This is a genomic window from Uliginosibacterium sp. sgz301328 (genome assembly GCF_041807905.1).
In the GTDB taxonomy this organism is placed as follows: Bacteria; Pseudomonadota; Gammaproteobacteria; order Burkholderiales; family Rhodocyclaceae; genus JBGVSA01.
In genome coordinates this window covers 125985-150941 of the sequence record NZ_JBGVSA010000003.1, presented here as the reverse complement: position 1 = coordinate 150941, position 24957 = coordinate 125985, and the positions used below count along the sequence as shown (strand labels likewise).

Sequence of the window (24957 nt, the reverse complement as noted above, 5' to 3'; positions counted from 1 at the left end):
CTGATGGTGTTGTTGCCAAATCCCGACAAAATCCGTCGCTCAATCCATAGGCAATCGGCCGTAAGTGTCTGTCCCCATGGCGAAAAACCGGCCGACTCGATCTTGACCGGTGTTGGCCTTTTATCTACAGTGGAGCTAAGTGGGAGGAAATGGGTGAAAGTGGGCCAAAATCCCGCCGACGTGGCATGAAATGGCAGAGCGGGGCAAAGGCCCGGTTTCTCGACGAGGGGTCAAAAAGACATGTTCCAGGGCGCAGCAGCGCTGAATCTCGATGCGAAGGGTCGCCTGGCGATCCCGGCGCGGCATCGTGACGCCCTGTCGGAGCTGTGCGAAGGCAACCTCGTCATCACGGCTCACCCTCACGGCTGCCTCCTGATCTACCCCCTGCCTTACTGGGAACCCATCCGCGCGCAGGTGCTCGCCGCGCCCAGCCTCGATCCGCGTTCCGCGTTGATCAAGCGGCTGCTGGTCGGCCACGCCCGCGACGAGGAGATGGACGGCTCCGGCCGCGTGCTGGTCGCGCCCGAGTTGCGCCAGTTCGCCAACCTGGACAAGCAGGTGTGGCTGGTGGGGCAGGGCAAGAATTTCGAGCTGTGGTCGGATGCCGATTGGCAGCGTCAGCAAGAACAGATGCGGGCGCTGAGCCTGCCGAATCTGGCTGACCTGCCGGGTGATCTGGGAGCGTTGGCGTTTTGAGCGCTGCAGCAGCCCATATCACGGTGCTCTTGAAGGAGGCGGTGGACGCGCTGGCGATTCGCCCCGATGGCGTCTACGTGGATGCCACCTTCGGGCGCGGCGGCCACAGCCGGGCGATCCTCGCCGCGCTGGGCCCGCAGGGCCGGCTGATCGCCTTCGACCGCGACCCGCGAGCGATCGAAGCCGGACAGGCACTGGCGGCGCAGGACGCACGCTTTGTGTTGGTGCACGAACCGTTTTCGATGCTCGGCGAAGTGCTCGCCGAACAAGGCGTGGCTCAGCTGGACGGTGTGCTGATGGACCTGGGGGTGTCGTCACCGCAATTGGACGAAGCCGACCGGGGAATGAGTTTTCGTTTCGATGCGCCGCTGGACATGCGCATGGATACGACGCGTGGCGAATCAGCCGCGCAATGGCTGGCACGGGCGACCGTTGCCGAGATCACGACTGTACTGAGGGACTACGGTGAAGAACGGTATGCTCATGCGATTGCAAAGGCGATTGATGCTGCTCGGCAAGGCGGGGATATCGCAACCACAGGGCAACTTTCCGCGCTCGTGGAAGCGGCCGTCCGTACACGCGAGCCGGGCCAGCACCCGGCGACGCGCACCTTCCAGGCTCTACGGATTTGCGTTAACCGGGAGCTTGAGGAGCTGTCGCTGACGCTGCCCCAGGCAGTGTCGCGGCTGGCCGAAGGAGGACGCCTCGTGGTGATCGCGTTCCATTCCCTTGAAGATCGCATCGTCAAGCGCTTCATGCGCGACCATGCGCGCCCGCCCGCATTGCCGCGCGGCTTGCCGGTACGCGAAGCCGATCGCCCGCGACCGGCCTTGTCCCTGATCGGTGACGCGGTGCGTCCCTCCGCGGAGGAAGTCGCGGCCAACCCGCGCGCCCGCAGCGCCATCATGCGCACGGCCCAGCGCACTGCCGCGCCCTTTGCGCCCGTCATGGAGCGCCGCCCATGACGCGCATCAGCATCGCCCTGCTCGCGCTCACCATCTTCAGCGCTCTGGGCGTGGTCAACATCCAGTATCAGTCGCGCAAGCTCGTGACGGCCATCGAACGTGAACAGGCGCGCGGTCGGGCGCTCGATGTGGAATGGGGACAACTGCAACTGGAAAGCGGTACCTGGGCTGCACATGCGCGGGTCGAAAAAATCGCTCGTGATCGACTCGGCATGGTGACGCCGGACAAGAACGCCCTCGTGGCCCTCGACCCGGTGGTGTCGCAATAATGAAAAAGAACTTCACCTTCAACCACAACCCGTTGCTCTCGGAGCGCTTGCCGGTGTGGCGCGCGCGCTTCGTCCTCATCGCCTTGCTCGTCGGATCGATGGCACTGGTCGGTCGTGCCATGTACCTGCAGGGCGTCAACAAGGAATTCCTCCAGGCGCAGGGCGAATCGCGCTACGCGCGGACGCTGACCCTGTCGGCCACGCGCGGCCGCATTCTCGATCGCCATGGTGAAACGCTCGCCATGAGCACGCCGATGAAGGGCATCGCTGCCATTCCCGACGCCGCCCAGCTCACGCCGGGGCAGACTGCGCAACTGGCGCAGGCGCTCGACATGGACGTGCGCGAAGTCAATCGCAAGCTCGCCAGCGACAAGGACTTCGTCTTCATCAAGCGCGAAGTGCCGCCCGATGTTGCTGCCCGCGTGGCCGCGCTCAAGCTGCCGGGCATTCGCTCCGAAGATGAATACCGTCGCTATTACCCGGTGGGCGACGTGACCAGCCACGTCGTGGGCTTTACCAACGTGGACGATCGCGGGCAGGAGGGCGTGGAACTGGCTTTCAACGGCAACCTGGCCGGCAAGGCGGGTTCGCGTCGCGTCATCAAGGACCGTCGCGGCGCCATTGTCGAGGACGTGGAATCCATCAAGCGTCCGCAGGACGGGGACGACATCACGCTGGCGATCGATTCCAAGATTCAGTACCTGGCCTACAGTGCGCTCAAGGAAACGGTCGAGAAGTCGCAGGCAAAGGCCGGCGGCGTGGTGGTGCTCGACGTCAAGACGGGCGAGGTGCTGGCACTGGTCAACAACCCCACCTACAACCCCAACAACCGTGGCCGCCTGTCGGGCGCGCAACTGCGCAATCGCGTACTGACCGACCAGTACGAACCCGGTTCGACGATGAAGCCCTTCGTCGCGGCCATGGCGCTGGAGAGCGGCCGCTTCCGTCCCGAAACGATGGTGGACACCCAGAACGGTGCCATGACCATCGACGGCGCGACCATCCACGATTCGCACCGCATCGGTCTGGTGACGCTGTCGCAAGTCATCCAGAAGTCATCGAACATCGGCGTCGCCAAGATCGCGCTGACTTTCCCGCCCAAGCACATGTGGGAGCTGTACGACGGCCTTGGTTTCGGCCAGCCGCTCAAGCTCGGCTTCCCGGGTGAAGTGGGCGGACGGCTGCGCCCCTACAACACCTGGCGTCCGATCGAGCAGGCCACCATGGCGTACGGTCACGGCGTGTCCGTGACGCTCATGCAAATGGCGCACGCCTACCTCGCGCTGGCGCGCGACGGTGAGCTCCTGCCCCTGTCGCTGACCAAGCTCGACGCCGCACCGCTGCATGGGCAGCAAGTGTTCAGCCCCGAAGTGGCACGTCAGGTCCGGACTATGCTTGAGAGTGTGGTGGCCCCCGGCGGGACCGCGCCTGAAGCACACGTGCCCGGCTATCGCGTGGCCGGCAAGACGGGGACTGCGCTCAAGCTCGAAGGTGGGCGCTATGCCAAGAAATACATCGGTTCGTTCATCGGCTTCGCACCGGTGTCCGATCCTCGCCTCATCGTCGCCGTCATGATCGACGAGCCGACCAAGGGCAGCTACTACGGCGGCAGTGTCGCCGGGCCGACCTTTGCCCAGATCATGGGCGGTTCGCTGCGTGCGCTGGGTGTTCGCCCGGATGCGCCCATCGTGCCGGTCCAGGTGGCACGCCAGAGCGTGACGACCAAACCGGGAGACGCAATGTGACCTCGGATCTGGCTGCTGCGCTGTTCTCGCTCCTGCGCGCCGAAGGCATCGAGCCGACGCGTGTCTGCGCCGACTCTCGCCAGGTACGGCCGGGCGATGTGTTCCTCGCTTATCCCGGACACGCCAGCGACGGCCGCCAGTACATCCGCAACGCCATCGAGCGCGGCGCGGTTGCCGTGGTGTGGGAGCGCGAAGGCTATGAATGGGATCCGACCCTGGTCGTGCCCAACGTGCCTGTCGACCATCTGCGCCACATGGCGGGGGACATCGCCGACGAAGTCTTTGGGCGTCCTTCGGCCAGGCTCCTGACGATCGGCATTACCGGCACCAACGGCAAGACTTCGATCTCGCAATGGCTGGCGCGGGCCTACAACGATCTGGGCAAACGCTGCGCGGTCGTCGGCACGCTCGGTATGGGCTTTCCCGGCCAGCTCGATCCGACGGCCAACACCACGCCGGATGCCATCGTGCTGCAGGAAAAGCTCGCGCAGTTCGTGCAGCAAGGCGCGCAGGCGGTGGCGATGGAAGTGTCGTCCATCGGTCTCGACCAAGGGCGCGTGAACGGTTGCCGCATCAATATTGCGGTGCTCACCAACCTGACGCGCGACCACCTCGATTACCACCATACGATGGAAGCCTACGCGGCGGCCAAGGCCAAGCTGTTCGATCAACCGGGCCTGCATTCCGTCGTACTCAATTTCGATGACCTCATGGGCGTGGCGCAAGCGCGCCGCCTCCAGGGCAGCGATCTCGAAGTGGTCGGTTACACGCTGGTCCCGGACAACGCCCACGTTGCGCCTGCGCGGCGCGTGCTGGTGGCGGATCAGTTGCGCAACACGCCCAACGGCATGCGCTTCATCGTTGATTGCGAAGGCCAGCGCGCCGAAATGTCGGTGGGCGTGGTGGGGCATTTCAACGTCTCGAATCTACTGGCCGTCATCGCCGTGCTCATGCAGAGCGGCTATTCGATGAGCGACGCGGTGGAAGCCGCTCGCGCGCTGACGCCGCCCGAAGGCCGCATGCAGACAGTCGGCGGCATCGGTGAACCACTGGTGGTGGTCGACTACGCGCACACGCCCGATGCGCTGGAGCAGGCACTGCTCGCCTTGCGCAGCACCGTGACCTCGCGCGGTGGCGAGCTGACATGCGTATTCGGCTGCGGCGGCGATCGCGATCCGGGCAAGCGCCCGATGATGGGTGAGGTGGCGCAGCGCCTGGCGCAGCGCGTCATCATCACCAGCGACAATCCGCGCACCGAAGACCCGGCGGCGATCATTGCCGATATCGTCAAGGGAGCGCCGCAGGCGCGCGTGACGCCCGATCGCGCACTGGCCATCCGCCAGGCCATCGAGAACGCCGCGCCGGACGACGTGGTGTTGATTGCCGGCAAAGGGCACGAGAACTACCAGGAGATCGGCAAGGAGCGCACGCACTTTTCGGACGTCGAACAGACGCGCGCCGCGTTGCTGGCATGGAATCGCACGCATGTGGCGGGCGTGCAGGAGAGCGACGCATGATGAAACTGTCCGAAGCGGCAGTCGCAACGCGTGGCCGGATCATCGGCAACGACATTGAATTCGACGGCATCGGCACGGATACCCGCCGAGCGATGTCGTCCGCACTGTTCGTCGCCCTTCGCGGCGAACGTTTCGACGGGCACGATTACATCGACCAGGCAAACTCGCACGGTGCGGTTGCCGCAATGGTGGCGCGCGGCGCCGCGCGCAATGCTGCCGCGGACCTGCCGCTGCTCGAGGTCGAAGACACTCGTCTCGCCCTTGGCGATCTGGCCGCTTACTGGCGCACCAAGTTCGACATTCCCCTGATCGGCGTGACGGGCAGCAACGGCAAGACCACCGTCAAGGAAATGATCGCCGCGATCCTGCGCGCAGCGTTCGGCGACGATGCCGTGCTTGCCACGCAAGGCAATCTGAACAACGACATCGGCATGCCGCAGATGCTGTTGCGGCTTGAGCCTTCGCATCGCGCCGCGGTGCTCGAGATGGGCATGAATCATCCGGGCGAGATTGCCTATCTTGCCGCCATCGCCCGTCCGACAGTGTCGGTCGTGACCAACGCGCAGCGCGCCCATCTCGAAGGCATGGGCGAACTCGACGCCGTTGCTCGCGAGAAGGGTTCGATCTACAACGCGCTGCCCGAAACCGGTGTGGCGATCGTCAACCTGGACGATTCGCATGCCGAAATGTGGCGCGAGCAGAACGCAGGCCGTCGCGTCGTTACCTTCGGACTGTCGCACGCGGCCGATGTCTGCGCGACGGCTTCGCAACTGGCGTTCGGCAGCCGCATCGCGATGCGCGCACTGGGGCACGACGCGCGCTTCGAACTCCCCGTTCCGGGCATCCACAACGTGCGCAACGCCATGGCTGCTGCCGCGGCGACGCTGTCGGCGGGTGTGTCGCTGGACGCGGTGGTCGCGGGCCTGTCGGGCTTCTCGGGCACCAAAGGGCGCCTGCAGGTGCGTCGCGCCAAGAACGGCGCCGTGTTGCTTGACGACACTTATAACGCCAATCCGGATTCGGTGCGCGCTGGGGTCGACGTGCTCGCCGCCACGCCGGGCAAGAAGATTCTCGTGCTCGGCGACATGGGCGAGATTGGCGACATGAGCGCGCAACTGCACGACGAGGTCGGCGGCTATGCCAAGAGCCAGGGCGTGGATAACCTGCTCGCGCTCGGCGAGAACAGCGAGGTGGCCGTGAACAATTTCGGCAGCGGCGGCCAGCACTTCGAGCGGCTCGAAGATCTCGTCAAAGCGCTCGAAAAACTCCTTGCCCCGGACGTCGTCGTTCTCGTCAAAGGTTCGCGTTTCATGAAGATGGAGCGTGTGTCCGACGCCATTGCACAGGAGGGAACGTGAGCACGCCTTCGCATTTCGCCGGTCGTGCAATGTCCCCTCGATTCACTCTGACTCATCATGCTGCTTGAACTTGCTCTCTGGCTCGGCGAAGACATTCGCGGTTTCAACGTCTTCGGCTACATCACGCTGCGCACCATGCTGGCTGCGCTCACGGCGTTGGTGATCTCCTTCATCTTCGGTCCAAGTCTGATCCGCTGGCTGACGACCAAGAAAATCGGTCAGGCCGTGCGCGACGACGGCCCGCAGACGCACCTCGTCAAGGCCGGCACACCGACCATGGGCGGCGCGCTGATCCTCATCGCCATTGCCGTCACGATGTTGCTGTGGGGAGATCTCAAGAATCGCTACGTGTGGGTCGTTCTGTTCGTGACCCTGGGTTTTGGCGCGGTCGGCTGGGTCGATGACTGGCGCAAGGTCGTGCATCGCGATCCGAAGGGGCTGGCCAGCCGCTGGAAGTACTTCTGGACTTCGGCGATCGCCGGCGCCGCGGCGCTCTATCTGGCGCTGATGGCCAACGAACCGGCGCAGACCGAACTCATCGTTCCCTTCTTCAAGACCGTGGCATTGCCGTTGGGTGTGGTCGGCTTCGTTGCGATGAGCTACTTCGTCATCAACGGCACGAGTCACGCGGTCAACCTGACCGACGGTCTCGACGGTCTGGCGATCATGCCGACCGTCATGGTTTCGGCGGCGCTGGCGATCTTCGCCTACGTTGCGGGCCACGCGGGTTTCTCCAAATACCTGGGGCTGCCGTACATCGCCGGAGCCGGGGAGCTGGCCGTTTTCTGCGGTGCGATCGCCGGGGCCGGGCTGGGCTTCCTGTGGTTCAACGCCTATCCGGCGGAAGTGTTCATGGGGGACGTGGGCGCGCTGGCGCTGGGCGCCGCGATGGGCACGGTGGCCGTGATCGTGCGCCAGGAAATCGTGCTCTTCATCATGGGCGGCCTGTTCGTGGCCGAAACCCTGTCGGTGATGCTGCAGGTGTCGTATTTCAAGTGGAGCGGAGGCAAGCGCATCTTCCGGATGGCGCCATTGCACCACCACTACGAATTAGGCGGGTGGAAAGAGACGCAGGTGGTGGTCCGATTCTGGATCATCACCTTGATGCTGGTGTTGTTCGGACTCTCCTCCCTCAAGATCAGATGAAACAAAAGAGCGGCGGACTAGGAACCTAGTCCGCCGTTTAGCACGTACTGTCAGGACAATGTCGTATCTCGATCAGCACATTCTCGTACTCGGACTGGGTGAGTCCGGCATCGCCATGGCACGCTGGCTGGCGCGCAGCGGTGCCCGTCTGCGCGTGGCTGATTCGCGCACACAGCCGCCGGGGCTGGACGAGTTGCGCCGCGATGTGCCGGGAGCCGAGATCGTCACTGGCGCATTTACGGATGCCTTGCTCGACGACATCGGGCTCGTGGCCATCAGTCCGGGCCTGTCGATCGACGCGCCGCTATTGCAGACGGCACGTGCACGCGGCATCGCCGTGACGGGTGAGATCGAACTCTTCGCGCATGCACTGGTGGCGCTCGATCTGCGTAGCCGCGCACGCGTGATCGCCATCACCGGCACCAACGGCAAGACCACGACGACCACACTGGCGGGAGAGCTATGCCGCGCCTGCGGATGGAACACCGCCATCGCCGGCAACATTTCGCCGTCGGCGCTGACTGAATTGATGCGTCGCGTGGATGAGAACGACGCCGCTGATGCGTGGGTGTTGGAGCTCTCCAGCTTCCAGATGGAAACCACTCAGAGTCTGTACGCCGATGCAGCCACTGTGCTCAATGTGACCGACGATCACCTCGATCGTCACGGCACGATGGCCGACTACGCGGCAATGAAGGCGCGCGTCTTCGACGGACAGGGCGTCCAGGTACTCAACCGCGACGACGCTTTTTCGATCGGCATGGCTCGCGCGGGTAGAAAGCAGGTCACCTTCGGACTCGACGCCCCGGTAGCCGACGCCGATTGGGGGGTTGCGGAACGTGACGGCCGCCGCTGGCTGGCGCGCGGCACGATCGCGCTCGTGGCTGCCGACGAGCTTCAGCTCGCGGGAGCCCACAACGTCTCCAACGCGCTGGCCGCGCTCGCCTTGTGCGAAGCCGTCGGCGGTGACATGGAGCGCATGCTCGAAGCGCTGCGCCGCTTCCGTGGCTTGCCGCATCGTGTCGAACGCGTTGCGTGCCGGGCCGATGGCGTCGACTACTACGACGACTCCAAGGGCACCAACGTGGGCGCCACCATCGCGGCGCTGCAAGGGCTGGGCCGCACCGTGGTGCTGATCGCGGGCGGCGATGGCAAGGGGCAGGATTTCCGACCGCTGTCCCCGGTACTGCGCGCTCACGTGCGCGCCGCCGTGCTGATCGGTCGCGACGCCCGCCGCTTTGCCAATGAGGTCGCCGACAGCGGTATCCCGCTGATCCATGCCGATACGCTCGAAACCGCTGTACTCGAAGCCAATCGATTGGCGCTCGCCGGCGATGCGCTGGTGCTGTCGCCGGCATGCGCCAGTCTCGATATGTTCAAGAACTATGCCCATCGCGCCCAGGTCTTCATCGACGCCGTGCGCCAACTGCCCGAGGTGACTCCGGTATGAAAGTCGTCTCCGCTCTATCCGGCTGGTTCGCTCGTCAGGACTCCGGCGGTTTCAGCCCGCGCGCCACGGCGGTCGGTCGCCTCGGCGGCAGCGTCGCGCAGCCGCGCGAACTCGATCCGCTGTTGCTCTGGTCGGCGCTCGGCCTGCTGTTCTTCGGCCTGGTGATGGTGTACTCATCGTCGATCGCCTACGCCGAAGGCAATCGCGTTTCGGGCCACCAATCGACGTTCTTCCTGATGCGACACGCCGTGTTCCTGGCGGTCGGGCTGGTCGCTGCGATGATGGCCTTCCAGGTCCCGATGCGCATCTGGCAACAGATTTCGCCGTACCTGTTCATGGGTGGCGTGGTGCTGCTGATTGCCGTGCTGATCCCGCACATCGGGCGGGAGGTCAACGGCTCACGGCGCTGGATTCCGCTTGGGTTGATCAACCTTCAGCCGTCGGAGTTCATGAAGCTGCTGGTGGCGATGTACGCGGCCGACTACACGGTGCGAAAGCTGCATCACATGTCGAGCTTCAAGCGCGCATTCCTGCCGATGGCGATGGTGATTCTCGGTGTGGGCTTCCTGTTGCTGCGCGAGCCGGACTTCGGCGCGTTCGTGGTGGTCTGTTCGATCGCTTTCGGCATCCTGTTCCTGGGCGGGCTGAACGCGCGCATCTTTGCGCTGCTCACGGTCGTCGCGGCAATCGGTTTTGCGCTGCTGGTGTGGTTGTCGCCGTATCGTCGCGAGCGTCTGTTCAACTTCATCGACCCCTGGAATGACGCCTACGGCAGCGGCTACCAACTGTCGCACGCGCTGATCGCCTTCGGTCGCGGCGAGTGGTTTGGCGTCGGACTCGGGGCCAGCGTTGAAAAGCTCTTCTATTTGCCTGAAGCGCACACTGACTTCTTGCTCGCGGTGATCGCCGAGGAACTCGGTTTCATCGGCGTGATGGTCGTCATCGCGCTGTTTGCCATCATCGTGCAGCGTGCCTTCGCCATCGGCCGCCGCGCACTGGTAATGGATCGCTATTACTCCGGCCTCGTTGCGCAAGGAATCGGGCTGTGGCTGGGCGTGCAGTCGTTCATCAACATGGGCGTCAACATGGGCCTGCTGCCGACCAAGGGCCTGACCCTGCCGCTGATGAGCTTCGGCGGTTCGGGCATCGTCGCCAACTGTCTGGCGGTCGGCATCCTGCTGCGCATTGACTGGGAGAATCGTCAGGTCATGAGAGGCGTGGCATGAGCAGCGTCATCACGGTGAGCGCGGGGGAGCATCGCTGATGCCGAAGATCCTCGTCATGGCGGGCGGCACGGGGGGGCACATCTATCCCGGCATCGCCGTGGCCGACGCGTTGCGCGAACGCGGCTGGTCGGTGGCCTGGATGGGCAATGCCGATGGCATGGAGGGACGCATCGTTCCGACGAAAGGCTACGAACTGGCATGGATCCGCTTCGGCGCGCTGCGTGGCAAGGGACTCATGCGCGCGCTGATGTTGCCGGTCAATCTGCTGCGCGGTTTCTGGCAGGCGCTCGCCGCCATTCGCCGCGTGCGCCCCGACGTGGTGCTGGGCATGGGCGGTTACGTCACTTTTCCCGGCGGCATGATGGCCGCACTCCTGGGGCGCCCGCTGGTGGTGCATGAACAGAATTCCGTGGCAGGTCTGGCCAACCGCGTGCTCGCGGCCGTGGCCGACCGTGTCGTGAGCGGCTTCCCCGACGTGATCAAGCGCGGGCAGTGGCTCGGCAATCCGGTGCGCGCCGATATCGCCGCAATGCCTGCGCCGGCCGAACGCTTTGCCGACCGTCAGGGCCCACTGCGCGTGCTGGTCGTGGGCGGCTCGCTCGGCGCCCAGGCGCTCAACACCACCGTGCCCAAGGCGCTGGCTTTGATTCCGACGGATCGCCGCCCGGTGATCGCACACCAATCAGGCGCAAAACAGATCGACGCGTTACGCACCGCCTACGCCGAAGCCGGCGTGGAAGGCGAACTGTTGCCCTTCATTGACGACATGGCGGCCCGCTACGGTTGGGCGGATCTGGTCATCTGCCGCGCTGGCGCATTGACCGTGGCAGAACTGGCCGCCGCTGGCGTGGCAAGCGTCCTAGTACCGTTTCCACATGCGGTGGATGACCACCAGACCGGTAACGCCCAATTTTTGTCCAGGCATGGCGCGGCCGAATTGGTGCCGCAGTCGCAACTCACGGCCGAAGGGCTGGCCGCCTTGCTGGCAGGGCTGGATCGCGGCCGCCTTCTGGCGATGGCTGAAGCTGCCCGGGCGCTGGCGCGGCCCGATGCGGCCGCCGCCGTGGCCGATGTCTGCCAAGGATTGGTGCGCACATGAGCCTGGTCCGCTTGTCTTCGATCAATTGCAGCAAAAAGGTCCAAATGGCCAATGCCAATGCTGGCGCGGGGGAGAGCATTCCCGCGCGGCCGTCAAGACATGAAGTGAAGCGCGATTTCTGCAACACTCCGCGCCGCTCGCATGCTTGTGCGGGCTTGTCCGGAGGTTCGCATAGCTTCATGAGTATTTCTGCCGTTTTTTCCGTCTTCGCCATGCACGCAGCACCGATCGTTCGGGAGGTGCGTGCATGAAACACAAGGTCAAACACATTCACTTCGTCGGCGTCGGCGGCTCAGGCATGAGCGGCATCGCCGAGGTGCTTGCCAACCTGGGTTTCAAGGTCAGTGGTTCTGACCTGACCGAAAGCGCCACGACGCGTCGTCTGCGGTCGAAGGGCGTGCACGTGATGATCGGCCACGCGGCCGAGAACGTTGCCGAGGCTGACGCCATCGTGACGTCCACCGCCGTGCGCGGTGACAACCCGGAAGTCCTGCAGGCGCGCGCGCGCCAGATTCCAGTGGTGCCGCGCGCCCAGATGCTGGCCGAACTGATGCGCCTGAAGCAGGGCATCGCCATTGCCGGTACGCATGGCAAGACCACCACTACCAGCCTCGTCGCCAGCATCCTGGCCGAAGGCCGCCTCGATCCGACCTTCGTGATCGGGGGGCGGCTGAATTCCGCCGGCGCCAACGCCAAGCTGGGCAGCGGGGACTTTCTCGTCGCCGAAGCCGACGAGTCGGACGCGTCGTTCCTGTTTCTGAATCCCGTGATCTCGGTCGTCACCAACATCGACGCCGATCACATGGAAACCTATGGCCACGACTTCGCGCGGCTACGTCAGGCCTTCGTCGATTTCCTACATCGCCTGCCTTTCTACGGCGTGGCGGTGCTGTGCGCGGATGATCCGCACGTGCGCGAAATCATGCCTTTCGTGTCGAAACAGATCGTGCGCTACGGCCTGTCCGACGATGCGCAGGTGCGCGCCGAGAACATCGAGGCGGTCGGCGCGCAGATGCACTTCGATTGCGTGCGTCGCAATGGTGAAGAAGCGCGCATGCGCGTGGTGCTCAATCTGCCGGGCATGCACAACGTGCTCAATGCGCTTGCTGCAATTTCGGTCGCCACCGAGTTGGGCATCGATGATGCGGCGATCCTGCGCGCCTTGGCCGAGTTCAACGGTGTCGGCCGCCGCTTCCAGCGCTATGGCGAAGTCGCTCTGCCGCAGGGCGGTGCGTTCACGCTTGTCGATGACTACGGTCATCACCCGGTCGAAATGGCCGCCACGCTGGCCGCCGCACGTGGCGCTTTCCCGGGGCGTCGCCTGGTGCTTGCGTTCCAGCCGCATCGCTACACGCGCACGCGCGATTGTTTTGAAGACTTCGTCCGCGTGTTGGGCACGGTGGATGCGCTGTTGCTCGCCGACGTCTACGCCGCGGGCGAGGCCCCGCTGGTGGCGGCCGATGGTCGTGCGCTGTCGCGCGCGCTGCGCGTGGCGGGCAAGGTGGAGCCGGTGTTCGTCGAGGAGATCGCCGACATGCCGGCGCGCATCCTCGAAGTGGCGCAGGACGGCGACGTGGTTCTGACGATGGGAGCGGGCTCGATCGGTGCCGTTCCCGGCAAGCTGGCGACGCCTTCGTAAGGCGCGCGGGCAGACAGAGAGAAGTGGCAGATTCAATGACTGATACTCAGAACTTCGGCAAGGTCGCGGTGTTGATGGGGGGGAACTCCGCCGAGCGCGAGATCTCGCTCATTTCGGGACATGGCGTGCTCGAAGCCCTGCGCTCGGCAGGTGTTGACGCGCATGCGTTCGATCCGGCCGAGATCCCGGTGTGGGAACTCAAGGCGCGCGGATTCGGACGCGCCTTCATCGCGCTGCATGGCCGCTTTGGCGAAGACGGCACCATTCAGGGGGCGCTCGAAGCGCTCGGAGTACCCTACACCGGTAGCGGCGTGATGGCCTCCGCGCTGTCGATGGACAAGTGGCGTACCAAGCTGGTGTGGCAGGCGGCAGGCGTGCCCACGCCGCGTTATCGCCTGCTGACGCCCAACGTGAGTCCGTCGGATGTGATCGACGAACTGGGCCTGCCGCTCATTATCAAGCCCGCGCGCGAAGGCTCGTCGATCGGCGTGGCCAAGGTGAATACGCCGGCCGAGTTCGCGCCAGCCTTTGAAGCCGCGCGCCAGTGCGATCCGCTGGTGATCGCCGAGGAATTCGTTTCCGGCCGCGAATTGACCGCTGCCGTGCTGGGCGACGTAGCCCTGCCGCTGGTGCGCATCGATGCGCCCGAGGGCAAGTACGACTACCAGAACAAGTACTTCACCGACGTGGTGAGCTATCACTGTCCGGCGGGCGTGACGCCGGATGTCGAAGCGGCCATCCAGGAGTCGGCGTTGCGCGCGTTCAAGGTGCTCGGCTGCAAGGGGTGGGCGCGCGCTGACGTCATCCTGCGCGAGGATGGCAGTTTTGCCTTCCTCGAAATGAATACCGCGCCCGGCATGACCAACCATTCGCTGGTACCGATCGCCGCACGCGCGGCGGGTATCGATTACGCGACGTTGTGCGTACGCATTCTTGAGATGGCGAGCATTGGCTGACGCGCATCCGACCTCTTCGTTCGGCAAGTCCCCCGCCGCGGCAACGCGCGGCGCGGGCGGCGCTGCCCGTCAGGCCAAGTCACGGCCGGCGGGCTTCTGGCATCGTCCGGAACTGATGAACCTGGTGTCGGATGTGCTCATGCTGGTGGCGTCGGTCGCGCTCGGTTATGCCGCGGTCAAGGCCGTCATGCGCGCGCCCTGGTTCGGACTGGATCAGGTGGTGGTGACTTCGCCGTTGAGCCAGGTGACTCCCGCCCAGTTGGAATACGCTGCGGCCAGTTCGTTGCGTGGCAATTTCTTCACCGTCGACCTCGATGCGGCACGTCAGGCGTTTGAAAAATTGCCCTGGGTCCGACACGCGCAATTGCGCCGCGTCTGGCCGGCCACGGTGGAAGTGAGCCTTGAGGAACACGTCGCTGCAGCTTACTGGCGCGGCGTGGATAGCTCCGACGTGCAACTGATCAACACCCACGGTGAGGTGTTCGATGCAGCCAGTAACGCGACCATGCCGACGTTTTCCGGTTCGCCCGAGAACGCCCGCCTGATGCTCGAGCGCGATCGGCAGTTCGACGCCAAGCTCAAGCCGCTGGGCCGCCGTGTCGATACGCTCACCTTGTCCAACCGCATGGCGTGGCAGCTCAAGCTTGATAACGGGCTGACGGTGGAGCTGGGGCGCGACCAGCAGCAAGCGCCCATCGATGCGCGGCTGGATCGTTTTCTGGCGATCTATGGTCAGGCCGAAAACCGCTTGGGCACGAAAATTCTGGTGGCGGATCTGCGCTACCCCGGCGGCTTTGCCGTCAAGCTGGAACCGACGGCGCGCTCCGCCGAAAAAACAGGAAAAAGGTAAGCAATGAGCAAGGACAACAAGGACATCATCGTCGGCCTGGACATCGGTACGTCCAAGATCACTGCCATGGTCGCCGAGATGAAGCCCGACGGGCGCGTCGAAGTGCTCGGTGTCGCCACGCAGCCTTCCAGCGGACTGAAGAAAGGCGTGGTGGTCAACATCGAGGCCACCGTGGACGCCATTTCCCGCGTAGTGCAGGAAGTCGAACTGATGGCCGACTGCAAGGTGCGCGATGTCTATACCGGCATCGCGGGCAGCCACATCCGCAGCTTCAACTCCAACGGCATGGTGGCGATCAAGGACAAGGAAGTCTCGCCGCTGGACGTCGAACGGGTGATCGAAGTCGCGCGCGCGATGCCGATTCCCGCCGACCAGCAGATCCTCCACATCCTCACGCAGGAATTCATCATCGACGGCCAGGACGGCGTGCGCGAGCCGATCGGCATGAGCGGCGTGAAGCTCGAAGTGAAGGTGCACATCATCACCGGAGCGGTGTCTGCCGCGCAGAACCTCGTGAAGTGCGTGCGCCGCTGCGGGCTCGAAGTCGTCGACCTCGTGCTGCAGCCGCTGGCCTCGAGTTTCGCCACGCTGTCCGAAGATGAAAAAGAACTGGGCGTGTGCCTCGTGGACATGGGCGGCGGCACGACCGACCTGGCCGTGTTCACGCAGGGCGCGATCCACCACACGGCGGTGATTCCCATCGCGGGTGACCAGATCACCAACGACATCGCCATGGCGTTGCGCACGCCCACTGCCGAGGCTGAAGAGATCAAGCTGCGCCACGGCGTGGCGCTGCAGACGCTGGTCGACCCGGCGGAAATGATCGAAGTCCCCAGCGTTGGCGACCGTCCTCCGCGCAAGCTGTCGCGCGAGAGCCTTGCCGCCGTGGTGCAACCACGTGTGCAGGAGCTGTTCGAACTGGTGCAGGTCGAGCTGCGTCGCAGCGGTTACGAACAACTGCTGTCGTCGGGTCTCGTCCTCGCGGGGGGGTCGGCGCAGTTGTCCGGCATCTGCGAATTGGGCGAGGAAGTCTTCCATCTGCCGGTGCGCGTAGGCGTTCCGGTGTATCAGGGCGGGCTCGCCGACGTGGTGTGCCATCCGCAATACGCCAACGTGATGGGCCTCATTCTCGAAGGCGCGGCACAGCGTCGACGTGGTATCCAGGCGCGCGAGACGCGCAATGTGCGTCAGGTTTTCCAGCGTATGAAGTCCTGGCTGGAAAAAAATTTCTGACGACGTCGAGGATTTTTTTTGTGATGTGTCATGCACTTAGCGCATGACGCTTGATTTGTCTGAAAAAGCTTGTGCGCGCGGCCGATATTTAGTAGTACACTCGCGCGCTAATACTAGATTTAGGGTATCTCGGTTCAGCCTTCGGGGGCCGTTTTCCTAAGTGGCATACAGGAGCGATGAGCATGATCGAAATCGTTGAAATGGAACCGGTAGGGACAGTGATCAAAGTCATCGGGGTAGGTGGCGCGGGCGGCAACGCCGTCGATCACATGATCCGCGAAGGCGTGCAGGGCGTTGAGTTCATCAGCGCCAATACCGATGCACAGGCACTCAATCGCTCGCTGGCGCCCGGCAAGCTGCAACTGGGCAGTTCGGGGCTCGGCGCAGGCGCCAAGCCCGAGGCCGCCCGCGCTGCAGCGCTGGAGTGCCGCGATGAAATCGCCGAAGCACTGGCTGGCGCGCACATGGTTTTCATCACCGCCGGCATGGGCGGTGGCACGGGTACTGGCGCCGCTCCGGTGGTCGCGGAAATCGCGCGTGAGCTGAATATCCTCACCGTTGCGGTGGTTACCAAGCCGTTCGATTTCGAGAACCGCTATCGCGTGGCCGACAGCGGCATCGAAGAACTCTCCAAGCACGTCGACTCGCTGATCGTCGTCCTCAACGACAAACTGATGGAAGTCTACGGCGAAGACGCCAGCATGGAAGAGTGCTTCCGCAGCGCCGACGACGTGCTGCGCAAGGCGGTCGGCGGCATCGCCGAAATCATCAACGTGCCGGGCCTGGTGAACGTCGACTTCCAGGACGTGCGTACGCTGATGGCCGAGATGGGGCGCGCGATGATGGGTTCGGCCGAAGCCGCAGGCATGGATCGCGCCCGTATCGCCGCCGAGCAGGCCGCCGCGAGCCCGCTGCTGGAAGGCGTCGAACTCTCTGGCGCGCGTGGCGTGCTGATCAACATCACTGCCAGCCGCTCGCTGAAGATGTCGGAAGTCAAGGACGCGGTGCAGACCGTGCGTGCCTTCGCGATGGAAGAGGCGACCGTGTTCTACGGCACCGTGTTCGACGAAAGCATGGAAGACCGCATCCGCGTGACGGTGCTTGCGACCGGCCTGGGCGCTCGTCGCGCCGTGGCGCGTCAGCCGATGGTGCAGGTCGTCAAGACCGGTACCGATGATGTCGGCATCGAAGTCGACTACGCCGATCGCGATGTGCCGGCGGTGTTCCGCCGTCAGCAGCGCACCACCGCCGAGGCGATGAGTGCCAACGGCTACGGTACCTACGACATTCCGGCATTTCTGCGCAAGCAGGCGGACTGATCGTCCAGACCCGCCCATTCGGGCTGTAGGCGAATCGACAGGCTGTGAGGGCGCAAGCTCCCACGGCCTGTTTGCGTTAGAGGTGTTTGAATCGGGGTGTGGGCCGGGCGAGATTGCGGCGCTTGCGGCGAGCGCCTTGTCACGTTTTGAAACGCTCCCGAGCAGAGCTCTGGCAGCGAGCCCGCAACGTGCGGTGTATACTTTTTGAAATCAGTCAGTTGAAAGAACAAAGCATGGTCAGGCAGCGCACCCTCAAATCCGTGGTCAAGGCAACCGGAGTCGGCCTGCACGGAGGCGTGCGCGTCGATCTGTCGCTGCGCCCCGCGGCGCCCGACACGGGCATCGTTTTCCGCCGCGTCGACCTCGATCCCCCCGTCGATCTGCCGTGCGATCCGTACTCGGTAGTCGATACGCGCATGTGTTCGGGCCTGCAACAGGGCAAGGCCAAGGTCGGCACCATCGAGCATCTGATGTCGGCGCTGGCCGGACTGGGGATCGATAATTGCTATGTGGACGTCAATGCGCCCGAGATCCCCATCCTCGACGGCAGTGCAGCGCCGTTCGTGTTCCTGATCCAGTCTGCGGGTGTCGAGGTCCAGAATGCGCCTAAGCGCTTCATCCGTGTGAAGAAGCCGGTCGAATACCGCGAAGGCGACAAGTGGGTGAAGCTCGAGCCGCATGATGGCTTCAAGCTTTCGTTCGCCATCCACTTCAATCATCCCGCCATTGACCGCACCGTGACGGAAGTCACCGTGGACTTCGCTAAGCACGAATACGCGCGTGACGTGGCGCGCGCACGCACCTTCGGTTTCATGCAGGAAGTCGAAGCCATGCGCAGCAGCGGCCTGGGCCTGGGCGGCAGCCTGGATAACGCGATCGTCATGGACGAGTACCGGGTGCTCAATGCCGACGGCCTGCGTTACGCCGATGAGTTCGTCAAGCACAAAGTGCTGGATGCCATTGGCGATCTCTACATCATCGGCAAGCCCCTGCTGGCGGCTTACTCGGCCTATAAATCCGGCCACGCACTCAACAATCAGATCCTTCGCACCTTGCTGGCCGATGAGCAGGCGTGGGAGGTGGTCAGTTTCGAATCGTCCGAGTCGGTGCCTCCCGCGCTGCAAGGGCAACTCGCCCTCCAGTTTTCCTGACGCATGCTGATCCTGCGCGCCGCCGGCTTGCTACTGCTGGTTGCCGTGGCCCTCTGCGTGGGCGCGTGGCTGTTGACTGGGCGGGGCGAGTACCTTCGTTGGACCAAGCTGTTGCTGCGCGTCGGTGTGTCGGTCGCGCTCGTGTTCATGGCGCTGTTGCTGTTCGAACGTTTGTTGGCGCCGATTCTCTGATAGACGGTCGGCGGCATTGAGCCTTTGAGAAAAATCGGCTCCGGGTTGTCCGGCTTGGGCTAGAGTCCGTTCCCTTTTTTTCTTGCGTCACAGGAGCACCCATGGTGGAAGTGCTGTTGTTGGTCGTAAAGAACGCGGCCATCGTTGCCGGCGCCATGCTGCCGATCATGAACCCCCTGGGGTCGATGCCGATCTTTCTGTCCCTGAGTCGGGGCGCCACCGATGCACAACGCCGGCACCTCGCCTCGCGAATCGCTGTCAATGTCGCGATCGTGACCTTCATTGCGCTGCTGCTCGGGTCGTATGTGCTTGAGTTTTTTGGTATTTCGACGGCTGCCGTGCGTGTGGGCGGCGGCATTCTCGTGATCGTCATGGGGTGGCGGCTCTTGAATGCAGAGTCTTCGTCAACGGACGCCGAAGCGGCCACCACGCATGCATGGAATGAGCGGATGGTCGAGCAGCGAGCCTTTTATCCGCTGACCTTTCCATTTACGGTCGGTCCCGGCTCTCTGTCGGTCGCCGTCACGTTGGGCGCCCGCATATGGGGCGACACGCGCCACAAGCTGTCCGATCGCCTGCTGGCCGGCCTCGGCGCGATTGTCGGCGTGATCATCGTCGCCGTGGTGGTCTATGCATGCTTCCGCTCGGCGCGCACGGTGCTGGGGCGCCTGGGCGAGACCGGCACCAATGTCATGCTGCGGTTCGCGGCCTTCATTCTGTTGTGTATCGGTGTGCAGATCGCGTGGGAGGGCGTGTCGGAGCTCCTGCAGCCCTGGCGGCCGTTGCCCTGAGGGTGCTCTTAGCGCGTGTGCTTGAGCAGGCGGGCGACCGCCTGACCGAGCGGAGAGCTGGCATCCAGCCGGTCACTGAGTTCGCCGAACGCCGTTCGCCCCTGGTCGCCGATGTGGCGGCCTTCGCGAGCGTAGAGATGTGTGTCGGGCGCCATCTGGACCGGACGCACGCGCACCTTGATTTCTTCGATGGGCAGGCCCGCATCGCGCAATGCAGCGCGCAGGCTGTCCATGCCCATGTTCAGGCGGGACGCCAGCGACGGCGTCGGGACGTGCAGGACGAGCGTGCCTTCGCGGCAGTTGGCCACCGCCACCGCGCCCCGCATGGCGCGCGGGATCTGCTGATCGACGATGCGCTGCAGGCGCACCAGCAACCCGGCGTGTTCCTTGAGGCGCGAGAGCGCTTCGCTGCTGCCGAGGAGATCGCCGAGCGGGGTGGTCGATGAGCGCATTGGAGTATCCGGGAATCGATCGGCGGGTGTCGGAAAGCCCGGCCGCGAAGGCTTTCTGTCGGTCGTCAGACAGTACTGAGACGGCTCGCAAAGCCCAGCCGAAGTGCGTGCTAGAATGCCCGTTTTGCCGCGTTTCCTCAATAGATTCTCATGATCGCAGGCCTACTCAAGAAGGTTTTCGGCAGCCGCAATGATCGGCTGATCCGCCAATACATGCAGAAGGTTCAGGCCATCAATGACCTCGAACCGACGATGCAGGAACTCTCCGACGAGGCTTTGCGCGGCAAGACCGAAGAATTCCGCCAGCGCCTCGCCCAGGGCGAGAGCCTCGACAGCCTGCTGCCAGAAGCCTTCGCCGTGGTCCGCGAGGCCGGCAAGCGCGTGCATGGCATGCGCCATTTCGACGTACAGATGGTCGGCGGCATGGTGCTGCATGACGGCAAGATCGCCGAAATGCGCACCGGCGAAGGCAAGACGCTGACCGCCACGCTGCCCGTGTACCTGAATGCGCTGACCGGCAAGGGTGTGCACGTGGTGACGGTGAACGACTACCTCGCTTCCCGCGACGCCGAATCGATGGGCCGCCTGTACAAGTTCCTGGGCCTGACCGTCGGCTGCAATCTGTCGCAGATGCCGCACGACGAAAAGCAGGTCGCCTACGCCTCCGACATCACCTACGGCACCAATAACGAATTCGGCTTCGACTACCTGCGCGACAACATGGTCTATTCGACCGGCGAGCGCGTGCAGCGTGGCCTGAATTTCGCGATCGTCGACGAAGTCGACTCGATCCTGATCGACGAAGCGCGTACGCCGCTGATCATCTCCGGCCAGGCCGAAGACCACACCGAACTGTACGTCAAGATGAACGCGGTGCCGCCGCTTTTGACCGTGCAGGAAGGCGAGGGCGACAACGTCACCGTGCCGGGCGACTACACGGTCGACCTGAAGGCCAACCAGGTTCTCCTGACTGAACAGGGGCACGAGCACGCCGAGGAAATCCTCGCCCGCGTGGGCTTGCTGGCCGAAGGCACGAGCCTGTACGACCCGGCCAACATTCTGCTGATCCACCACTTGTACGCCGCACTGCGCGCCCACGCGCTCTACCACCTCGATCAGCAGTACGTGGTGCAGAACGGCGAAGTGATCATCGTGGATGAATTCACCGGCCGCCTGATGGCAGGCCGCCGCTGGTCCGACGGTCTGCACCAGGCCGTCGAAGCCAAGGAAGGCGTGGAGATCAAGTCCGAGAACCAGACGCTCGCCTCGATCACCTTCCAGAACTACTTCCGCATGTATGGCAAGCTCGCCGGCATGACGGGTACGGCCGATACCGAAGCCTACGAATTCCACCAGATCTACGGTCTCGAAACAGTCATCATCCCGACCAACAAGCCGATGATCCGGATCGATTCCAACGATCAGGTCTATCGCACGGCGCAAGAGAAGTACAACGCCATCGTGGCCGACATCAAGGACTGCCATGAGCGTGGACAGCCCGTGCTGGTCGGTACGACGTCGATCGAAAGCTCCGAACTGCTGTCGGGCATCCTGACGCAGGCCAAGCTTCCGCATCAGGTGCTCAACGCCAAGCAACACGCCCGCGAAGCCGAGATCGTTGCCCAGGCTGGTCGTCCCGGCGTGATCACCATTGCCACCAACATGGCAGGCCGCGGTACGGACATCGTGCTGGGTGGCAACATCGACAAGGAACTGGCTGCCCTGCGCGAAGACGCAGCGCTGCCGGAAGAAGAAAAATCCGCTCGGGCGGCCAAGCTGCGCGGCGAATGGAAAGCGCTGCATAACCTCGTGATTGAAGCGGGTGGCCTGAAGATCATCGGCACCGAGCGTCACGAATCCCGCCGTATCGACAATCAGTTGCGTGGCCGTGCGGGCCGTCAGGGTGACCCGGGCGCTTCGCGCTTCTACCTGTCGCTCGAAGACCCGCTGATGAAGATCTTCGGCGGCGATCGCCTCAACGCGATCATGGTCCGCCTGAAGATGCCCGAGGGCGAGCCGATCGAGGCAGGCATGGTCAACCGCTCGCTGGAGTCCGCACAGCGCAAGGTAGAGCAGCGCAACTTCGATATCCGCAAGCAACTGCTCGAATACGACGACGTTGCCAATGACCAGCGCAAGGTCATCTACCTGCAGCGCAACGAACTGCTCGAAACTGTCGACATCGCCGAGACCATTACGGCCATGCGCCACGGCACGCTGTCGGAGCTGTTCCGCACCTTCGTGCCGGCAGATTCGGTCGAAGAGCAGTGGGAGATTCCCTCGCTCGCACAGGCGCTGCGCGCCGATTACCAGCTCGACCTGCCGCTGACCGAGTGGGCGGCCGCCGAGTCGGGCATGTCGGATTCGGACATCCTCGCGCGCGTGCTGGAAGCTGCCGACAAGGCCTATGCCGACAAGATACTCAACGTCGACAAGGCCGCCTGGCAGGGCTTCGAGCGCAGCGTCATGCTCAACAGTCTCGACACGCACTGGCGTGAGCACCTGGCCTCGCTCGACCACCTGCGCCAGGGCATCCATCTGCGTGGCTATGCGCAGAAGAACCCCAAGCAGGAGTACAAGCGCGAAGCCTTCGAACTGTTCGAATCGCTGCTCGACACCATCCGTGTCGACGTCACGCGCCTGCTCATGACGGTCCAGATCCGCTCGCAGGAGCAGATCGAAGAAGTCGCTGAAGACCGCCCCGCCGTCGATAACGTGCAGTACCATCACGCCGACTACGACGAGGCCCTGGCAGACGTGGCGACCGCCAAGCCGGCGCCGGTACAGAATTTAGTGCCGCGCGTGGGGCGCAACGATCCGTGCCCCTGTGGTTCGGGCAAGAAGTACAAACACTGCCACGGGCAACTCGCCTGATACTACAGAGCCTGTTCATGCTCCGCGCTGGGCAGGCTCTGAAGTCGGTACGTATCAAAGGCCGGCCTGATGGGTCGGCCTTTCGTCTATGTGATCATCCTTCATCGCTCGCCGTCTTCAGGGGAGTCGACTCATGAGCAGCAACCATTCCGAATCGCAGAGTCTGCGCACGCTGACCTTGGCTGCGTTGGGCGTCGTATTCGGTGACATCGGCACCAGCCCGCTATATTCATTCAAGGAGGCATTCGACTCCGCCCACCATCCGCTGGCGGTCGTGGAATCGAACATTCTTGGCGTCCTGTCCCTCATCGTCTGGACGCTGATCATCGTCGTCACGCTCAAGTACGTTTTCATCATGCTGCGCGCCGACAATCACGGCGAAGGCGGCGTGGTGGCGTTGCTGGCGCGGGTACTCGAAGGCACGCGCGATCGTCCGCGCAAGCGTGCCGTGTTCATCATGCTGGGCATGTTCGGCGCGGCGCTTTTCTATGGTGACGGCGTCATTACGCCAGCCATCTCGGTGCTGTCGGCGGTCGAAGGCCTGGAGATCATCACGCCGACGCTCAAGCCATTCGTCGTGCCGCTGACTCTGGGCATCCTCATTGGCCTGTTTCTCGTACAGCATCACGGCACGGCACGTGTCGGCGGCTTCTTCGGCCCGGTGCTGTGCGTGTGGTTCGTGGCGCTCGCAGCGGTCGGCATCTACAACATCTCAGCGTATCCGCAAGTGCTCCTGGCGCTGTCGCCGCACCATGCCGTGCGGTTCTTCATCGACAACCAGGCGGTGGGGTTCTTCGCGCTCGGCGCGGTGTTCCTGACCGTCACCGGTGGCGAAGCGCTGTACGCGGACATGGGGCACTTCGGCGCGCGCCCGATCCGTCTGGCATGGATGGGGCTCGTGTTGCCGTGCCTGCTACTCAATTATTTTGGGCAGGGTGCTTTGCTGATCACGCACCCGGAAGCGTCGTCCAACCCGTTCTTCCTCGCCGTGCCGCAGTGGGCGCTGATCCCGATGGTGTGTCTCGCGACCATGGCGACCGTCATCGCGTCGCAGGCGCTCATCACGGGCGCGTACTCGATCACGCGTGAGTTGTCGCAACTGGGCTTCTGTCCCCGTGTAGCCATCCGGCACACGTCCGGTGCGCAGATGGGACAGATCTACGTGCCGTTCGTGAACTGGCTGCTGTTGCTGCTCGTGCTGGCCACGGTGATCGGCTTCAAGACTTCGTCCAATCTCGCCTCGGCCTACGGTATCGCCGTGACGCTGACCATGCTGGTGACCACGATTCTTGTCTTCTCGCTCGCGCGGCGCGACTGGAAGTGGCCGACGTGGGTTGCATTGCTGGTGTTCGGGCCGCTGTTCATCATCGAGTCGTCGTTCCTGACCGCGAACGCCATCAAGATCGTCGAGGGCGGCTGGTTCCCGCTCATCTTCGGCGCGTGCATATTTACTGTGCTGACGACGTGGAAGCGGGGCCGCGAACAGCTCAACGAGCGCCTCAAGTCCGAAGAGATCGCGCTGCAGCCGTTCATCGAAATGCTTGCCAAGGAAGAAATGCCGCGCGTGCCGCACACCGCGATCTTCCTGTCGCCACGTACCGATAGCGTGCCCAACGCGCTGCTGCACAACCTCAAGCACAACTTCGTCCTGCATGAGAACACCGTCTTCGTCAGCATCGTGTTCCTGGCGGTGCCACGCGTGGTCGATTCCCAGCGCGTGCTGGTCGAGCGCATTGGCAGTAATTTCCATCGCGTGAAGATCTTCTTCGGTTTCATGGAAGAGCCCGACGTGGCCGCCGCGCTTGAATGGACCGAGGAGCAGGGGCTGTCGATCCAGCCCCAGATGGCGTCGTACTTCCTCTCGCGCGAGACGCTGCTGCCCACGCCGGGTGAAGGGATGGCGCTGTGGCGCGAACGTTTGTTCGAGTTCATGTTCCGAAACGCGACCAACGCGGCGAGCTTCTTCAACTTACCGACCAACCGGGTGGTGGAACTGGGTAGTCGTATCGCCATCTAGCGGGAGTACGCC

General features: G+C 63.9%; 22 protein-coding genes. 21 read left to right on the top strand and 1 reads right to left on the bottom strand.

The window, feature by feature from the left end; all coding sequences use genetic code 11:
• Positions 1-240 precede the first annotated feature (240 nt).
• The 19 genes from mraZ to ACDA63_RS03315 all read left to right on the top strand — a co-directional run bounded on the left by mraZ (position 241) and on the right by ACDA63_RS03315 (position 19602).
• Positions 241-696: a division/cell wall cluster transcriptional repressor MraZ gene (mraZ, locus tag ACDA63_RS03405; RefSeq protein ID WP_373661769.1), complete on the top strand. Its 456-nt coding sequence runs from the start codon at positions 241-243 to the stop codon at positions 694-696.
• Complete coding sequence (gene rsmH / locus ACDA63_RS03400) at positions 693-1661, top strand: 16S rRNA (cytosine(1402)-N(4))-methyltransferase RsmH (protein ID WP_373661768.1); 969 nt, start codon at positions 693-695, stop codon at positions 1659-1661. Before mraZ ends, rsmH begins: the two co-directional genes overlap by 4 nt.
• Complete coding sequence (gene ftsL, locus ACDA63_RS03395; RefSeq protein WP_373661767.1) at positions 1658-1930, top strand: cell division protein FtsL; 273 nt, start codon at positions 1658-1660, stop codon at positions 1928-1930. Before rsmH ends, ftsL begins: the two co-directional genes overlap by 4 nt.
• A complete protein-coding gene (locus ACDA63_RS03390; RefSeq protein ID WP_373661766.1) occupies positions 1930-3675 on the top strand; it encodes a peptidoglycan D,D-transpeptidase FtsI family protein in 1746 nt (581 codons plus the stop codon). Before ftsL ends, ACDA63_RS03390 begins: the two co-directional genes overlap by 1 nt.
• Positions 3672-5192, top strand: coding sequence for a UDP-N-acetylmuramoyl-L-alanyl-D-glutamate--2,6-diaminopimelate ligase (locus ACDA63_RS03385; protein ID WP_373661765.1), 1521 nt, complete (start codon positions 3672-3674; stop codon positions 5190-5192). The genes ACDA63_RS03390 and ACDA63_RS03385 overlap by 4 nt, the downstream gene beginning before the upstream one ends.
• Positions 5189-6550, top strand: a complete 1362-nt coding sequence (gene murF / locus ACDA63_RS03380; RefSeq protein ID WP_373661764.1) for a UDP-N-acetylmuramoyl-tripeptide--D-alanyl-D-alanine ligase — start codon at positions 5189-5191, stop codon at positions 6548-6550. The genes ACDA63_RS03385 and murF overlap by 4 nt, the downstream gene beginning before the upstream one ends.
• 57 nt (positions 6551-6607) lie before the next feature.
• Positions 6608-7696, top strand: coding sequence for a phospho-N-acetylmuramoyl-pentapeptide-transferase (gene mraY, locus ACDA63_RS03375; RefSeq protein ID WP_373661762.1), 1089 nt, complete (start codon positions 6608-6610; stop codon positions 7694-7696).
• 58 nt (positions 7697-7754) lie between these two features.
• Positions 7755-9146, top strand: a complete 1392-nt coding sequence (murD, locus tag ACDA63_RS03370; protein WP_373661761.1) for a UDP-N-acetylmuramoyl-L-alanine--D-glutamate ligase — start codon at positions 7755-7757, stop codon at positions 9144-9146.
• Entirely contained in the window at positions 9143-10372 is a 1230-nt protein-coding gene (gene ftsW / locus ACDA63_RS03365; RefSeq protein WP_373661760.1) for a putative lipid II flippase FtsW, read from the top strand. The genes murD and ftsW overlap by 4 nt, the downstream gene beginning before the upstream one ends.
• Before the next feature lie 37 nt (positions 10373-10409).
• Complete coding sequence (gene murG / locus ACDA63_RS03360) at positions 10410-11471, top strand: undecaprenyldiphospho-muramoylpentapeptide beta-N-acetylglucosaminyltransferase (RefSeq protein WP_373661759.1); 1062 nt, start codon at positions 10410-10412, stop codon at positions 11469-11471.
• Entirely contained in the window at positions 11468-11722 is a 255-nt protein-coding gene (locus ACDA63_RS03355) for a hypothetical protein (RefSeq protein ID WP_373661758.1), read from the top strand. Before murG ends, ACDA63_RS03355 begins: the two co-directional genes overlap by 4 nt.
• On the top strand, positions 11719-13110 hold the full coding sequence (murC, locus tag ACDA63_RS03350; RefSeq protein ID WP_373661757.1) for a UDP-N-acetylmuramate--L-alanine ligase: 1392 nt from the start codon (positions 11719-11721) through the stop codon (positions 13108-13110). Before ACDA63_RS03355 ends, murC begins: the two co-directional genes overlap by 4 nt.
• A 35-nt stretch (positions 13111-13145) precedes the next feature.
• Positions 13146-14066, top strand: a complete 921-nt coding sequence (locus tag ACDA63_RS03345) for a D-alanine--D-alanine ligase (protein ID WP_373661756.1) — start codon at positions 13146-13148, stop codon at positions 14064-14066.
• Positions 14059-14916, top strand: coding sequence for a cell division protein FtsQ/DivIB (locus ACDA63_RS03340; RefSeq protein WP_373661755.1), 858 nt, complete (start codon positions 14059-14061; stop codon positions 14914-14916). Before ACDA63_RS03345 ends, ACDA63_RS03340 begins: the two co-directional genes overlap by 8 nt.
• A 3-nt stretch (positions 14917-14919) precedes the next feature.
• Positions 14920-16149, top strand: a complete 1230-nt coding sequence (gene ftsA, locus ACDA63_RS03335) for a cell division protein FtsA (RefSeq protein ID WP_373661754.1) — start codon at positions 14920-14922, stop codon at positions 16147-16149.
• A gap of 182 nt (positions 16150-16331) precedes the next feature.
• Positions 16332-17468, top strand: coding sequence for a cell division protein FtsZ (gene ftsZ / locus ACDA63_RS03330; RefSeq protein WP_373661753.1), 1137 nt, complete (start codon positions 16332-16334; stop codon positions 17466-17468).
• 233 nt (positions 17469-17701) lie between these two features.
• Entirely contained in the window at positions 17702-18619 is a 918-nt protein-coding gene (lpxC, locus tag ACDA63_RS03325) for a UDP-3-O-acyl-N-acetylglucosamine deacetylase (protein ID WP_373661752.1), read from the top strand.
• Positions 18620-18622: 3 nt separating this feature from the next.
• Positions 18623-18811: a hypothetical protein gene (locus ACDA63_RS03320; RefSeq protein WP_373661751.1), complete on the top strand. Its 189-nt coding sequence runs from the start codon at positions 18623-18625 to the stop codon at positions 18809-18811.
• A gap of 101 nt (positions 18812-18912) precedes the next feature.
• The gene (locus tag ACDA63_RS03315; protein WP_373661750.1) at positions 18913-19602 is read left to right on the top strand and encodes a MarC family protein; all 690 of its coding nucleotides are present in this window, start codon (positions 18913-18915) and stop codon (positions 19600-19602) included.
• A gap of 8 nt (positions 19603-19610) precedes the next feature.
• Here ACDA63_RS03315 and ACDA63_RS03310 read toward each other — a convergent pair whose 3' ends face one another.
• Positions 19611-20054 (bottom strand): DciA family protein, encoded by a 444-nt coding sequence (locus tag ACDA63_RS03310; protein ID WP_373661749.1) that lies wholly within the window; start codon positions 20052-20054, stop codon positions 19611-19613.
• Positions 20055-20204: 150 nt separating this feature from the next.
• On the opposite strand from ACDA63_RS03310, the gene secA reads away from it, so the two are divergent.
• Positions 20205-22928, top strand: coding sequence for a preprotein translocase subunit SecA (secA, locus tag ACDA63_RS03305; RefSeq protein ID WP_373661748.1), 2724 nt, complete (start codon positions 20205-20207; stop codon positions 22926-22928).
• Between the two features lie 133 nt (positions 22929-23061).
• The gene (locus ACDA63_RS03300) at positions 23062-24945 is read left to right on the top strand and encodes a potassium transporter Kup (protein WP_373661747.1); all 1884 of its coding nucleotides are present in this window, start codon (positions 23062-23064) and stop codon (positions 24943-24945) included.
• The last annotated feature ends 12 nt before the right edge of the window (positions 24946-24957 follow it).

What these genes read in the sequence shown, in the direction of transcription:
- ACDA63_RS03300 (WP_373661747.1), top strand. Translation starts at nt 23,062, where the DNA reads ATGAGCAGCAACCATTCCGAATCGCAGAGTCTGCGCACGCTGACCTTG.
- murG (WP_373661759.1), top strand. Translation starts at nt 10,410, where the DNA reads ATGCCGAAGATCCTCGTCATGGCGGGCGGCACGGGGGGGCACATCTAT.
- secA (WP_373661748.1), top strand. Translation starts at nt 20,205, where the DNA reads ATGATCGCAGGCCTACTCAAGAAGGTTTTCGGCAGCCGCAATGATCGG.
- mraZ (WP_373661769.1), top strand. Translation starts at nt 241, where the DNA reads ATGTTCCAGGGCGCAGCAGCGCTGAATCTCGATGCGAAGGGTCGCCTG.
- lpxC (WP_373661752.1), top strand. Translation starts at nt 17,702, where the DNA reads ATGGTCAGGCAGCGCACCCTCAAATCCGTGGTCAAGGCAACCGGAGTC.
- ACDA63_RS03310 (WP_373661749.1), bottom strand. Translation starts at nt 20,054, where the DNA reads ATGCGCTCATCGACCACCCCGCTCGGCGATCTCCTCGGCAGCAGCGAA.
- ftsL (WP_373661767.1), top strand. Translation starts at nt 1,658, where the DNA reads ATGACGCGCATCAGCATCGCCCTGCTCGCGCTCACCATCTTCAGCGCT.
- ACDA63_RS03355 (WP_373661758.1), top strand. Translation starts at nt 11,468, where the DNA reads ATGAGCCTGGTCCGCTTGTCTTCGATCAATTGCAGCAAAAAGGTCCAA.
- mraY (WP_373661762.1), top strand. Translation starts at nt 6,608, where the DNA reads ATGCTGCTTGAACTTGCTCTCTGGCTCGGCGAAGACATTCGCGGTTTC.
- ftsA (WP_373661754.1), top strand. Translation starts at nt 14,920, where the DNA reads ATGAGCAAGGACAACAAGGACATCATCGTCGGCCTGGACATCGGTACG.
- ACDA63_RS03345 (WP_373661756.1), top strand. Translation starts at nt 13,146, where the DNA reads ATGACTGATACTCAGAACTTCGGCAAGGTCGCGGTGTTGATGGGGGGG.
- ACDA63_RS03390 (WP_373661766.1), top strand. Translation starts at nt 1,930, where the DNA reads ATGAAAAAGAACTTCACCTTCAACCACAACCCGTTGCTCTCGGAGCGC.
- murF (WP_373661764.1), top strand. Translation starts at nt 5,189, where the DNA reads ATGATGAAACTGTCCGAAGCGGCAGTCGCAACGCGTGGCCGGATCATC.
- ACDA63_RS03320 (WP_373661751.1), top strand. Translation starts at nt 18,623, where the DNA reads ATGCTGATCCTGCGCGCCGCCGGCTTGCTACTGCTGGTTGCCGTGGCC.
- ftsZ (WP_373661753.1), top strand. Translation starts at nt 16,332, where the DNA reads ATGATCGAAATCGTTGAAATGGAACCGGTAGGGACAGTGATCAAAGTC.
- murC (WP_373661757.1), top strand. Translation starts at nt 11,719, where the DNA reads ATGAAACACAAGGTCAAACACATTCACTTCGTCGGCGTCGGCGGCTCA.
- ACDA63_RS03315 (WP_373661750.1), top strand. Translation starts at nt 18,913, where the DNA reads ATGGTGGAAGTGCTGTTGTTGGTCGTAAAGAACGCGGCCATCGTTGCC.
- ftsW (WP_373661760.1), top strand. Translation starts at nt 9,143, where the DNA reads ATGAAAGTCGTCTCCGCTCTATCCGGCTGGTTCGCTCGTCAGGACTCC.
- murD (WP_373661761.1), top strand. Translation starts at nt 7,755, where the DNA reads ATGTCGTATCTCGATCAGCACATTCTCGTACTCGGACTGGGTGAGTCC.